General features: G+C 67.0%; 11 protein-coding genes. 8 read left to right on the top strand and 3 right to left on the bottom strand.

What is annotated here, in order from left to right; all coding sequences use genetic code 11:
• Nucleotides 1–59 precede the first annotated feature (59 nt).
• The 3 genes from CFB46_RS14625 to map are packed head-to-tail and all read right to left on the bottom strand — an operon-like array spanning nt 60 to nt 5,585.
• Nucleotides 60–2,129, bottom strand: coding sequence for a pseudouridine synthase (locus CFB46_RS14625; RefSeq protein ID WP_080681346.1), 2,070 nt, complete (start codon nt 2,127–2,129; stop codon nt 60–62).
• Between the two features lie 17 nt (nt 2,130–2,146).
• Nucleotides 2,147–4,723, bottom strand: a complete 2,577-nt coding sequence (locus tag CFB46_RS14620; protein WP_027784773.1) for a [protein-PII] uridylyltransferase — start codon at nt 4,721–4,723, stop codon at nt 2,147–2,149.
• Nucleotides 4,724–4,769: 46 nt separating this feature from the next.
• A complete protein-coding gene (gene map, locus CFB46_RS14615; RefSeq protein ID WP_012328760.1) occupies nt 4,770–5,585 on the bottom strand; it encodes a type I methionyl aminopeptidase in 816 nt (271 codons plus the stop codon).
• 377 nt (nt 5,586–5,962) lie between these two features.
• On the opposite strand from map, the gene rpsB reads away from it, so the two are divergent.
• From rpsB to rseP, 8 genes are all read left to right on the top strand, one after another.
• A complete protein-coding gene (gene rpsB / locus CFB46_RS14605) occupies nt 5,963–6,703 on the top strand; it encodes a 30S ribosomal protein S2 (RefSeq protein ID WP_006758564.1) in 741 nt (246 codons plus the stop codon).
• A 162-nt stretch (nt 6,704–6,865) separates the two neighbouring features.
• Nucleotides 6,866–7,747, top strand: a complete 882-nt coding sequence (gene tsf, locus CFB46_RS14600; protein WP_027784772.1) for a translation elongation factor Ts — start codon at nt 6,866–6,868, stop codon at nt 7,745–7,747.
• Nucleotides 7,748–7,903: 156 nt separating this feature from the next.
• Nucleotides 7,904–8,617 (top strand): UMP kinase, encoded by a 714-nt coding sequence (pyrH, locus tag CFB46_RS14595; protein ID WP_027784771.1) that lies wholly within the window; start codon nt 7,904–7,906, stop codon nt 8,615–8,617.
• Between the two features lie 112 nt (nt 8,618–8,729).
• Complete coding sequence (gene frr / locus CFB46_RS14590; RefSeq protein ID WP_027784770.1) at nt 8,730–9,290, top strand: ribosome recycling factor; 561 nt, start codon at nt 8,730–8,732, stop codon at nt 9,288–9,290.
• Between the two features lie 49 nt (nt 9,291–9,339).
• Nucleotides 9,340–10,122, top strand: coding sequence for a polyprenyl diphosphate synthase (uppS, locus tag CFB46_RS14585; protein WP_006478494.1), 783 nt, complete (start codon nt 9,340–9,342; stop codon nt 10,120–10,122).
• The gene (locus CFB46_RS14580; protein ID WP_027784769.1) at nt 10,116–10,937 is read left to right on the top strand and encodes a phosphatidate cytidylyltransferase; all 822 of its coding nucleotides are present in this window, start codon (nt 10,116–10,118) and stop codon (nt 10,935–10,937) included. Before uppS ends, CFB46_RS14580 begins: the two co-directional genes overlap by 7 nt.
• A 14-nt stretch (nt 10,938–10,951) precedes the next feature.
• On the top strand, nt 10,952–12,148 hold the full coding sequence (locus CFB46_RS14575; RefSeq protein WP_027784768.1) for a 1-deoxy-D-xylulose-5-phosphate reductoisomerase: 1,197 nt from the start codon (nt 10,952–10,954) through the stop codon (nt 12,146–12,148).
• A gap of 11 nt (nt 12,149–12,159) precedes the next feature.
• Complete coding sequence (gene rseP, locus CFB46_RS14570) at nt 12,160–13,533, top strand: RIP metalloprotease RseP (protein ID WP_027784767.1); 1,374 nt, start codon at nt 12,160–12,162, stop codon at nt 13,531–13,533.
• Nucleotides 13,534–13,572 lie beyond the last annotated feature (39 nt).

Raw genomic sequence — 13,572 nt, 5'->3', positions numbered from 1 at the left:
AAAGAAAAAACCCGCGCAAGCGGGTTTTTTCATGGCGGGTGCACGTGACGTGCCCGAGGTCAGAACGTCTCGTCGGCGGACAGGTAGCGCCATTGGCCCTGCGGCAGCGCGCCGAGCATCACGCGGCCCATCCGCACACGCTTCAGGCCGATCACGTCGAGGCCGACCAGTTCACACATGCGGCGGATCTGGCGCTTCTTGCCTTCGCGCAGCACGAACCGCAACTGCTCGCCGTTCTGCCAGCTCACCAGCGCGGGCTTCAGCGCGACGCCGTCGAGCTCGAGGCCGTGGCGCAGCTTCGCGAGCGATTCCGCCGGGAAGTGCTGATCGATGTCGAGCAGTCGTTCGCCGAAGCGCACGCGCACCAGGTACTCCTTGTCGATGTCCGACTGCTCGCCGATCAGCTGCTTCGCGATCACGCCGTTCTGCGTCAGCACGAGCAGGCCGGTGGAGTCGATGTCGAGACGGCCGGCCGGTGCGAGCGCATGCAGGTGCTGCGGCGAGAAGCGCACCGGCGAATGATCGCCGCTCCAGCGGTTCGCGCGCGTGATCAGCACGGCCGCCGGCTCGTAGCCGTCTTCCGCCTGGCCCGACACGTAACCGACCGGCTTGTGCAGCAGGATCGTCACTTGCGCGGCCTGCGCGGCGCTCGCGCGCTCGTCGATCTCGATCTTCTGGTCGGCGCGCACCTTGGTGCCGAGCGTGTCGATGCGTTCGCCGTCGACGAGCACCCAGCCTTTTTCGATCCATTCGTCGGCTTCGCGGCGCGAGCACATGCCGAGTTCGGACATCCGTTTCGACAGGCGCATCAGGCCCGTTTCGTCGCCGTAGTCGACGTCGGCCGCCGCGCGCTTGACGGGTTGCGCGGTCTTCACCGCGCCGAACGAACGGCGCTCGCCGTCGCGCGCGGGCTGGGCCGGGCGGTCGCCGAAGCTGCGCTTCGCGCCTTCGCCGGTTGCCTTGTCGCGGTAGGACGGGCGCTTGCTGTCGTCACCGCCTGTCGCACGGCGCGGACGCGCATCGTCGTCGTTGCGGCGCGGCGGGCGATCGGACGGCGTGCTGCGGTCGCCGAAGCTGCGCTTCGCGCCTTCGCCGGCTGTCTTGTCACGATAGGACGGACGCTTGCTGTCGTCACCACCTGCCGCAGGGCGCGGACGCGCATCGTCATCGCTGCGGCGCGGCGGGCGATCGGACGGCGTGCGGCGGTCGCCGAAGCTGCGCTTCGCACCTTCGCCGGTTGCCTTGTCGCGGTAGGACGGACGCTTGCTGTCATCACCACCTGCCGCACGGCGCGGACGCGCATCGTCATCGCTGCGGCGCGGCGGGCGATCCGACGGCGTACGACGGTCGCCGAAGGTGCGCTTCGCATCTTCGCCGGCTGCCTTGTCACGATAGGGCGGACGCTTGCTGTCATCACCACCTGCCGCACGGCGCGGACGCTTGCTGTCATCACCACCTGCCGCACGGCGCGGACGCGCATTGTCATCGCTGCGGCGCGGCGGGCGATCCGACGGCGTGCGGCGATCGCCGAAGCTGCGCTTCGCATCTTCGCCGGTTGCCTTGTCACGATAGGACGGACGCTTGCTGTCGTCACCACCTGCCGCACGACGCGGACGCGCATCGTCGTCGCTGCGTCGTGGCGGGCGATCCGACGGCGTACGACGATCGCCGAAGCTGCGCTTCGCGCCTTCGCCGGCTGTGTTGTCGCGGTAGGACGGACGCTTGCTGTCGTCACCACCTGCCGCACGACGCGGACGCGTATCGTCGTCGCTGCGGCGCGGCGGGCGATCGGACGACGTGCGACGGTCGCCGAAACTGCGCTTCGCACCTTCGCCGGCTGCGTTGTCGCGATACGGGGCTCGCGGGCCGCGTTCGGCACCGCCGTCACGCGGCGCACGCTTGGCCGGTGCGCGATCCGCACCCGGGCGCTCGGCGCCTGCGGCACCGCGCGGCTTGAACGGGCGGTCGCCGGCGGCTGCCGAAGACGCCTTCTTCGGGCGGGCCGGCTTGTCCCCGGCGGGCGGCGCGGCGGGGCGCACCGCCTTGCGGGCGACGAGGCTGCCGGAGCGGACGGGGGCGCGAGTCGGCGACGCCGGCTTCGGATTCTTGACGGTTAATTTGGTGCGCATAAACGCTGGGGATTCATTCAGACTGCGATCGCACGCAGCAATTCGGTTTCGAGCTGGATCTGCAGGCGGTTGTCGGACAGGCCGGCGCCCGCGAGCAGGAAGATGTCTTCGACGCGCTCGCCGAGCGTATTGATCCGCGCCGCATGGACGCCGATCCGATGTTCGGCGAGTACGCGCGCGATCGAATAGAGAAGGCCCGGCCGGTCGTTGGCGGACACGGACAGGATGTAGTACTGACCGCGCTCGTCGGCCCGCAGGTCGACGCGCGGCGTGATCGGAAACGTCCGGGACAGCCTCGACAGGCGGCCCTTCGACGGCTCCGGCAGCGGTGCGGTTTCGGCGAGCCGCGTCGCGAGTTGCTGTTCGACGAGATTCGCGATGTCGCGGTAGCGCACGTCGCGTTCGGTCTGCGTGACGATGAAGTTGTCGAGCGCATAGCCGTGCCGCGTCGTGCTGACGCGCGCATCGAGCACCGACAGCCCGTTGCGGTCGAAATACGCGCAGATGCCCGCGAACAGGTCGGGGCGGTCCTTCACGTACACGAGTACCTGCAGCGCGTCGCCGATCGGCGACGGCCGCGCGCGGACGATCGCGGTTTCGGCGTTCACGTGCCGGTACAGCACGCGCGTCTGCCACGCGATGTCGGCCGCGTCGTGACGCAGGAAGAAGCCGACGTCGAGCTGATCCCACAACGCGCGGTGCGCATCGTCGGGCACGGTTTCCAGGCGCAGCAGCGCGAGCGCCTGCTCCTGCCGCGACTTCAGCTCCGAATGCGCGTCGGGGTTCGCGCCGCCGAGCACCGCGAGCGTGATGCGGTAGAGATCCTCGAGCAGCTTGCCCTTCCACGTGTTCCACACCTTCGGGCTCGTGCCGCGGATATCGGCGACGGTCAGCAGGTAGAGCGCGGTGAGATACCGTTCGTTGCCGACGACCTCGGCGAAGCGCTTGATGACTTCGGGGTCGCTCGTGTCCTGTTTCTGCGCGACCTGGCTCATCGTCAGGTGATGCTGGACGAGCCACACGATCAGCGCCGCGTCGTCGCCGGCGATGCCGTGCTCGCGGCAGAAGCGCCGCGCGTCGGCCATTCCGAGCGTCGAGTGATCGCCGCCGCGGCCCTTCGCGATGTCGTGGAACAGCGCCGCGACATACAGCACCCACGGGCGCTCGAAGTTGCCGATCAGCTGGCTGCAGAACGGGTATTCGTGCGCATGCTCGGCCACCGCGAAGCGGCGGATGTTGCGCAGCACCATCAGGATGTGCTGGTCGACCGTATATACGTGATACAGGTCGTGCTGCATCTGCCCGACGATGCGGCGGAAATTCAGCAGATAGCGGCCGAGCACGCTCGTCTGGTTCATCAGCCGGAACGCGTGCGTGATCCCTTCGGGTTGCTGCAGGATCCGCATGAACGTGTCGCGGTTCTGCGGATCGCGGCGCCACGCGTTGTTCATGATTTCGCGCGAATTGTACAGCGCGCGCAGCGTGCGGGCGGACAGGCCCTTCACGCCGCGCGTCGTTTCGTACAGCAGGAACGCTTCGAGGATCGCGTCGGGATGGCGTTCGAACACGCCGTCGTCGACGATCTCGAGCATCCCCTGTTTCTCGACGAAGCGATCGGCCGACAGCACGCGCGTGATGCCGCTCGTCGCGGGGAAGAGCTGCGCCTCGATGTTCTGGATCAGGATCGTCGCGAGCTGCGTGACGGCTTTCGCTGCCCAGTAGTAGCGGCGCATCAGCTGCTCGCTCGCGCGCTTGGCCTGCGTGGGCTGGTAGCCGAAGCTTTCGGCGGCCTGCGTCTGCAGGTCGAACACGAGCATGTCCTGACGGCGTCCGGCGATCACGTGCAGCCGCGCGCGCAGCGTCTTCAGGAAGCCTTCGTTGCGGCGCAGCTCGCGCGCTTCGCGATCGGTGATGAGGCCGCGCGTGTCGAGTTCGCGCCAGCTGCTGCCGAAGCCGGCCGCGCGCGCGATCCACAGGATCGTCTGCAGGTCGCGCAGCCCGCCGGGGCTCTCCTTCACGTTCGGTTCGAGGCTGTACGGCGTGTCCTGGAACTTCGCGTGGCGCTGGCGCATCTCGAGCACCTTCGCGGTGAAGAACGCGCGTGCGTCGAGCGCTTCGTGGTAGCGCACGGTGAAGCGCTCGAACAGCGCGGTGCTGCCGACGATGCGGCGCGCTTCCAGCAGCGAGGTCTGCACCGTGACGTCCTGCGACGCCTCCTCGATGCACTGTGCGACCGTCCGCACGCTGCTGCCGATCTCGAGGCCGAGATCCCACGCCATTCCGATGAAGCGCTCGATGCGCGCGTCGAGCGCCGGGTCGTGCGCATCGGGCAGCAGCACGAGGATGTCGACGTCGGAATAGGGCGCGAGCTCGCCGCGCCCGTAGCCGCCGACGGCGACGAGTGCGAGCGTCGCGGGCAGCCCGCATTCGTCCCACACGCGCTTCAGTGCGTCGTCGGTGAGTTTCGACAGCGCGTGCATCAGCGGCGCGACGTTCGCCGCGCGGCGAAAGCGCTCGAGCATCTCCGTCTTGGCGGCCTTGAATTCGGCGCGCCGCGACAGCGCTTCGGGCGAGGGGGCAGCGTGAGCGCTCATGGGCGGCCGTTCAGGTGCGGAAGTGGGCGGGCGGGCGCGACGGCGCTCAGACGGCGGCGGCCGGTTGCGCGAACACGGGGCGCGCCGGCGTGCCGGCCGACACGGTCAGCACTTCGTAGCCGGTTTCGGTGACGAGCACCGTGTGCTCCCACTGGGCGGACAGGCTGCGGTCGCGCGTCTTGACCGTCCACTGGTCGGGCATCGTGCGGATGTCGCGCTTGCCGGCGTTGATCATCGGCTCGATCGTGAAGATCATCCCGGCCTTCAGCTCGATGCCGGTGCCCGGGCGGCCATAGTGGACGACCTGCGGATCCTCGTGGAACACCGTGCCGATGCCGTGGCCGCAGTATTCGCGCACGACGCTGTAGCCTTGCGCTTCCGCGTGCTTCTGGATCGCGTAGCCGATGTCGCCGAGGTGCGCGCCGGGCTTGACCTGGTCGATGCCGAGCCACATGCATTCGTAGGTCGTCTGCACGAGGCGCTTCGCGAGGATCGACCCCTCGCCGACGATGAACATCCGGCTGGTGTCGCCGAAATAGCCGTTCTTGATCACGGTGATGTCGATGTTCAGCGCATCGCCGTTCTTGATCACCTTCTCGCCGGGAATGCCGTGGCAGATCACGTCGTTGACCGAAATGCAGGTGGCCTTCGGGTACGGCGGATAGCCGGGCGGCTGGTAGTTCAGCGGCGCGGGGATCGTGCCCTGCTCGTTGAGCATGAACTCGTGGCAGAGCCGGTCGAGTTCGGCGGTCGTGACGCCCGCGACGACGTGCGGCGTGATGAAGTCGAGCACTTCGCTCGCGAGACGGCAGGCAACGCGCATCTCCGCGATATCGTGTTCGTTTTTGAGCGTAATAGCCATCGAGGTATGCCTGGAATGCGGTGAATTGACGGATTATCGCACCTTATGGCGGGCCTCGCAGCCCCTGCCGGCCGCGCGGCTGCGGGTTTTCGCCGATTGTCCGGCCCGCTGCCGCGCGGCAAGCGAAAGTGCCGCGCGACTTGAGAGCGGACAAATCCGCGTGCTATACTCTTTGGCTAAGTCGATATCCAAATGCCGAATTGTCCCCATGTTGGGGCGGCATCGCGGTGAAAGGCTTACGGCACGGGCATCTTGCACGTGTCGAATCGCAAGCCGGCGCACCCAGGGTGCCGGCCGCGCGGCATGCTCGCCCTTCGGGCGGGTTCGCGCGGCGGTACGGCAGCCGGCTTAAGACCCAACCCTCGTGGAGAATTTACATGGCAGTTACGATGCGCCAAATGCTGGAAGCGGGTGTCCACTTCGGTCACCAGACGCGCTTCTGGAACCCGAAGATGGCTCCGTTCATTTTCGGTCACCGCAACAAGATTCACATCATCAACCTCGAAAAGACGCTGCCGATGTTCACGGACGCACAGAAGTACGTGCGCCAGCTGGCAGCGAACCGCGGCACGATCCTGTTCGTCGGCACGAAGCGCCAGTCGCGTGACACGATCGCCCAGGAAGCGCAACGTGCGGGCATGCCGTACGTCAACGCACGCTGGCTCGGCGGCATGATGACCAACTTCAAGACGCTGAAGGTATCGATCAAGCGCCTGAAGGACATGGAAGCGGCTGTCGAATCGGGCGAAACCGAGAAGATGAGCAAGAAGGAAGCGCTGCTGTTCGAACGTGAAATCGCCAAGCTGCAGAAGTCGATCGGCGGCGTGAAGGACATGGGCGGCATTCCGGACGCGATCTTCGTCATCGACGTCGGCTACCACAAGATCGCCGTCACGGAAGCGAACAAGCTGGGCGTGCCGGTCATCGCCGTGGTCGACACGAACCACTCGCCGGAAGGTGTGGACTACGTGATCCCGGGCAACGACGACTCGAGCAAGGCAGTCGCGCTGTACGCTGAAGGCGTGGCCGACGCGATCCTCGAAGGCCGTGCGAACGCGGTCAACGAAGTGGTCCAGGCGGCGCGCGGCGACGACGAGTACGTCGAGGAAAACGCGTAACTGGCCCCGAGCCGGCGCAAAAAGGGGGCTCTCAACAGGCCCCCTTTTTTTAAGCTTGTGCGCCGGACCTGATCGCGCCGAATCGGCGCGGGTCCGGAAACGAATCTCGGCCGTTCGCGTCCAAGCGGGCGGCGTTGTGAACACAGACTCAAGGAGCGAATGATGGCGGCAATTACCGCAAGCATGGTGGCAGAACTGCGCGCAAAGACCGACGCACCGATGATGGAGTGCAAGAAGGCGCTGACGGAAGCCGACGGCGATCTGGCCAAGGCTGAAGAACTGCTGCGCGTCAAGCTCGGCAACAAGGCGAGCAAGGCCGCATCGCGCGTGACGGCGGAAGGCGTCGTCGCATCGTTCGTCGGCGGCAACGCCGGCGCGCTGGTCGAGCTGAACTGCGAAACCGACTTCGTCGCGAAGAACGACGACTTCCTCGCCTTCTCGAAGACGGTCGCGGAACTCGTCGCGACGCAGAACCCGGCCGACGTGGGCGCGCTGTCGGCGCTGCCGCTCGAAGGCTCGACCGTCGACGCAGTGCGTCTCGCGCTGATCGGCAAGATCGGCGAGAACGTGTCGATCCGCCGTTTCGTCCGTTTCGAAACCGCGAACAAGATCGCCACGTACCTGCACGGCGCGCGTATCGGCGTGATCGTCGAGTACACGGGCGCGGAAGAGCAGGTCGGCAAGGACGTCGCGATGCACATCGCCGCGATGAAGCCGGTCGCGCTGTCGTCGGCCGACGTGCCGGCGGAACTGATCGAGACGGAGCGCCGCGTGGCCGAGCAGAAGGCTGCCGAATCGGGCAAGCCGGCCGAAATCGTCGCGAAGATGGTCGACGGCAGCGTCCAGAAGTACCTGAAGGAAGTGTCGCTGCTGAACCAGCCGTTCGTGAAGAACGACAAGCAGACGATCGAGCAGATGCTGAAGGCAGCGAATGCCGCAGTGCAGAAGTTCGCGCTGTTCGTCGTCGGCGAAGGCATCGAGAAGCGCCAGGACGACTTCGCCGCCGAAGTGGCCGCGCAAGTCGCAGCAGCAAAGCAGCAGTAAGCAGTCAGGCAGTATCCGCGGCGGGCGTCCGCTCCGCCGCGGCCGGCGGCGTCGCCGGCCGGCCGGGAACCCCGGTCCGGTCGGCGGCGCTTGCCCGAATCAGTATTTCGCCCCTACAGTTCGTGGTTGTCATCCTCTCGTCGCTCGGAAGCCCCTATGTCCAATGCCTATAAACGCGTCCTCCTCAAACTCTCCGGCGAAGCGCTGATGGGCGACGATGCCTTCGGCATCAATCGCGCGACGATCGAACGGATGGTGGCCGATATCGCGGAAGTCGTGCGTCTCGGGACGCAGCTCGCGGTCGTGATCGGTGGCGGTAATATTTTCCGCGGCGTCGCGGGCGGCGCGGCCGGGATGGACCGCGCGACGGCCGACTACATGGGGATGCTGGCGACGATGATGAACGCGCTGGCGCTGCAGGACGCGATGCGCCACGCCGGCATCGAGGCGCGCGTGCAGTCCGCGCTGCGCATGGATCAGGTCGTCGAGCCGTACATCCGGCCCCGCGCGATCCGTCAGCTCGAGGAAGGCCGCGTCGTGATCTTCGCGGCCGGCACCGGCAACCCGTTCTTCACGACGGACACCGCCGCCGCGCTGCGCGGCTCGGAAGTGGGCGCCGAGGTCGTGCTGAAGGCGACCAAGGTCGATGGCGTATATTCTGCCGATCCGAAGAAGGATCCGTCGGCCACGCGCTACGCGACGATCAGCTTCGACGAGGCGATCAGCCGCAACCTGCAGGTGATGGACGCGACGGCGTTTGCGCTGTGCCGCGACCAGAAGCTGCCGATTCGCGTGTTTTCGATCAACAAGCCGGGCGCGCTCAAGCGCATCGTGCTGGGCGAGGACGAAGGTACGCTCGTCCACGTGTAAACTCCCGCGGATGCGGGCGACCGGCGCGGGTTGCCGGCCGCGGCGCGCGACATGCGTCGGGCGGGGCTCGCGTTCTTTGAAGGTTTGATGGTTTGAAGGTTCGGAGGTTGAAATGAGTGTCGCTGATGTCAAGAAGGGCGTCGAGCAAAAGATGCAGCGCTCGATCGAAGCGTTCAAGAACGATCTGGCCAAGATCCGTACGGGCCGTGCACACACCGGTCTGCTCGATCACGTGCAGGTCGACTACTACGGCTCGATGGTGCCGATCTCGCAGGTCGCGAACCTGACGCTCGTCGACGCGCGCACGATCGGCGTGCAGCCGTGGGAAAAGAACATGGTCGCGAAGGTCGAGAAGGCCATCCGCGAAGCCGATCTGGGCCTGAATCCGGCGACGTCCGGCGACCTGATCCGCGTGCCGATGCCCGCGCTGACGGAAGAGCGCCGCCGCGAGCTGACCAAGGTCGTGAAGAGCGAAGGCGAAACGGCCAAGGTCGCCGTCCGCAACCTGCGCCGCGACGCGAACGAAGCGCTGAAGAAGCTCGTGAAGGACAAGGAAATCTCGGAAGACGACGAGCGCCGTGCGAGCGACGACGTGCAGAAGCTGACCGACAAGCACGTTGCCGAAATCGACAAGCTCGTGCAGACCAAGGAAGCCGAGATCATGACGGTCTGACGACCGTCCTCGCGCGCCGCCTTCTTCCCGCATTACTGTCTCAACGGCCATGACCTATACCAGCTCTACCGTTCGCGTGCCTGACGTCGGTGTCGTGCCGCGTCACATCGCGATCATCATGGACGGCAACGGCCGTTGGGCGACCGAACGCCGCTTGCCGCGCGTCGCGGGGCATACCCGCGGCGTCGATGCCGTACGGGCGGTGGTCGAAGGCTGCGCGCGCGCCGGCGTCGAATACCTGACGCTGTTCGCGTTCAGTTCGGAAAACTGGCGCCGGCCGAACGACGAAGTGTCGTTCCTGATGCGCTTGTTCATCACCGCGCTCGAGCGCGAAGTGGGCAAGCTGCATGCGAACGGGATCCGCCTGCGTGTCGTCGGCGATCTCGACCGTTTCGAGCCGCGCATCCGCGAACTGATCCGCCGCGCCGAAACCAAGACGGCGCGCAATACCCGTCTGACGCTCACCATCGCAGCCAACTACGGCGGCCGGTGGGACATCCTGCAGGCGACGAAGAAGCTCGTCGAGCAGGCCGTGCGCGAAGGTCGCGAGGTCGAAGTGACCGAGGACGCGTTCGCGCCGCACCTGGCAATGGCCTACGCGCCGGAGCCCGATCTCTTCATCCGCACCGGCGGCGAGCAGCGCGTCAGCAACTTCCTGCTGTGGCAGCTCGCGTACGCCGAATTCTATTTCACCGACAAGTACTGGCCGGATTTCGACGGCGCGGCACTGGCCGACGCGATGGCGTCGTATACCGAGCGCGAGCGCCGTTTCGGGCGCACGAGTGCGCAGCTCGAACCGCAATCGCAGAACGCCGACTCCCTTTCATGCTGAAAACCCGTGTGATCACGGCGATCGTGATGCTGGCAGTGCTGCTGCCGGTGACGCTGTTCGCGCCGCTCGATGGGTTCGGCGCGCTGATCGGCGTCGTGCTCGTGTTCGCCGCGTGGGAGTGGGCGCGCCTGCTGAAGCTCGGCGGCGCGGGCCCGATCGTCTATGCGGTCGTCGCGGCGCTCGCGCTCGCGGTCACCGCGCCGCTCGGCGTCGATGCCGCATCGTCCCGGCCCCTTTTCATGGCGGCCGGCGTGTTCTGGCTGCTGGTCGGCCCGTTCGCGCTGCGGCGCAAGCCCGCGCTCGCGGGCGGCGTCTGGCGGCCGTTCCTGCTGGTCGCGGGCCTCGTCGTGTTCGCCGCCTGCTGGCACGCGCTCGTCGCAGCCCGCGCGCAGGGCGTACCGTTCGTGCTGTCGCTGCTTCTGGTCGTCTGGTTGGCCGATATCGGCGCATACTTCGCCGGCAAGGCCTTCGGAAAGCGTAAACTGGCCATCACCATCAGCCCCGGCAAGAGCTGGGAAGGTGCGATCGGCGGCTGGTTCGCGGTGATGGTCGTCGCCGGTATCGCGATGGCCACGCATGCATTCGAACCGACCCTGTTTTCTGCATTTGCCGCTCGTTACGGGATGCCCGGCGCGTGGGCCGCGCTGACGCTGCTGGTCGCGTACAGCGTGATCGGCGACCTGTTCGAGTCGCTGCTGAAGCGGCAGGCGGGTGTGAAGGATTCGAGCGGACTGCTGCCGGGCCACGGCGGCGTGCTCGATCGTGTCGACGCGCTGCTGCCGGTGCTGCCGCTCGCGATGCTGCTGCTTGGTTAACCATTATTTCTGTTATGCAAAAACGTCTGACATTGCTCGGTTCCACGGGCTCGATCGGAGACAGCACGCTCGATGTGGTCGCGCGCCATCCGGAGCGCTTCTCGGTCTACGCGCTGACCGCGCACCGCAACGGCGACAAGCTCGTCGAGCAGTGTCTGCGCTTCGCGCCTGAAGTGGCGGTGGTCGGCGATGCCGCGACGGCCGCGCACGTCGATGCGAAACTGCGCGCGGCGGGCAGCAAGACGATCGTGCTGCACGGGCCGCAGGCGCTCGTCGACGTGTCGAGGAGCGACGGCTGCGACACGGTGGTCGCGGCGATCGTCGGCGCGGCCGGCCTCGCGCCGAGCCTGGCGGCCGCACGCGCCGGCAAGCGGATCCTGCTCGCGAACAAGGAAGCGCTCGTGATGTCGGGCGCGATCTTCATGGACGCCGTGCGCGACCATGGCGCGATCCTGCTGCCGGTGGACAGCGAACACAACGCGATCTTCCAGTGCATGCCGCGCGACGCGGCCGGGCACGGCGGGATCTCGAAGATCATCCTGACCGCATCGGGCGGCCCGTTCCGCACGCGCGAGCCGGCCACGCTCGTCGACGTGACGCCGGACGAGGCGTGCAAGCATCCGAACTGGGTGATGGGCCGCAAGATCTCGGTCGATTCCGCGACGATGATGAACAAGGGCCTCGAGGTTATCGAGGCGCACTGGATCTTCGGGCTGCCGGGCGACCGGATCGACGTGCTGATCCATCCGCAGAGCGTGATCCATTCGCTCGTGTCGTACCGCGACGGCTCGGTGCTCGCGCAGCTCGGCAACCCCGACATGCGTACGCCGATCGCACACGCGCTCGCATTCCCCGAGCGCGTCGACGCGGGCGTCGATCAGCTCGACCTCGCGCAGATCGCCCAGCTGTCGTTCGAGAAGCCCGATTACGCGCGCTTCCCGTGCCTCGCGCTCGCGCTGAAGGCACTCGAGGAAGGCGGTATCGCGAGCGCCGCATTGAACGCGGCGAACGAAGTGGCGGTCGAAGCATTTCTCGAGCGCCGGATCGGCTTCATGGCGATCGCGGCGACGGTCGACGCGGTGCTCAACACGCTGCCGAACCGCGCGCCCGACGGGCTCGACGACGTCCTCGCGGCGGATGCCGAGGCTCGCCGCCTCGCCGCCGCGATCATTGCAAAAGCGCCTGCGCCACGCGTGGAGCGTACGGTCTGAATGGGGTGCTCATGAACGTGCTGGTCGAACTGGTCGCGTTTGCGGTGGCGATCGGGATACTGGTCGTCGTGCATGAGTACGGACATTATCGTGTCGCGCGCTGGTGCGGCGTGAAGGTGCTGCGTTTCTCGATCGGTTTCGGCCAGCCCGTCGCGCGCTGGGTCAGCCGCAGGACGGGCACCGAGTGGACGCTGTCCGTGCTGCCGCTCGGCGGCTACGTGAAGATGCTCGACGAGCGTGATCCGGGCCCCGGCATCCCGCCCGAGGAGCTCGGGCAGGCATTCAATCGCCAGTCGGTCTACAAGCGTATCGCGATCGTCGCGGCCGGGCCGATTGCGAACTTCCTGCTGGCAATCGCGCTGTTCTCCGTCGTATTCGCCACCGGCGTGACCGAGCCGACCGCGATCGTCGCGCCGCCGGCCGCCGGCACCGCGGCGGCGCGCGCGGGTTTCGACGGCAGCGAGACGGTCGTGTCGATCCGCGACGCGCAGGGTGGCGAGTCCGAACCGGTGCGATCGTGGTCGGACCTGCGCTGGAAGCTGCTGTCGGCCGCATTCGACCATCGCGAGGTCGTGCTCGGCGCGCGCGACGGCAATGCGACGACGTTCGATTTCCGCGTCGACCTGCGTAACGTGCCCGACAGCCAGCTCGACGACGACTTCATGGCCCATCTGGGCTTCGAGGCTGGCGGCGGCACGTTGTCGGTCGCGTCGGTGCAGCCGGGCAGCGCGGCGGAGCGGGCGGGCCTGACAGTCGGCGACAAGCTGGTCGCGCTCGACGGCAAGCCGATCGGCGGCGCGGCGCGCTTCATCGATACGGTGAAGCACCATGCGGGGCAGCCGCTCGACCTGCAGATCGAGCGCAACGGCGCCGTGCGGACGGTGTCGATCGTGCCGCAGATGCAGCGCGACGACGAATCCGGGCAGCAGGTCGGCCGGATCGGCGCGGCGCTGTCGATGCACGCGCCGTCGGTGGACGTGCGCTACGGGCCGATCGAGAGCCTGCGGCTCGGCGCGCACCGCACGTGGGACATTTCCGTGTATTCGCTGAAGATGTTCGGGCGCATGATCACGGGCAACGCGTCGCTGAAGAACCTGTCCGGCCCGGTGACGATCGCCGACTACGCAGGCAAGAGCGCGCGGCTCGGCCCGTCGGCGTTCCTGTCGTTCCTCGCCCTTGTCAGCATTAGCCTTGGCGTCCTGAACTTGTTGCCGATTCCCGTTTTGGACGGGGGGCATCTGTTATATTATGCGGTTGAAGCCGCGACCGGGAAAGCCGTCTCGGAGCGCTGGCAGCTGATTCTGCAAAGAGCCGGGTTGATCTGCATCGTCGCATTGTCGGCGATCGCGCTGTTCAACGATCTGGCTCGGTTAATCCATTTCTGAAGCGTCAGGCGGCGGCCGCTGGCCAGCCGCCCGATTTGA

The sequence above is a fragment of the Burkholderia sp. HI2761 genome, from assembly GCF_002223355.1.
GTDB lineage: Bacteria > Pseudomonadota > Gammaproteobacteria > Burkholderiales > Burkholderiaceae > Burkholderia.
Note: the sequence above shows the minus strand (reverse complement) of the source record. Positions and strands in the feature narration are given on the sequence as shown.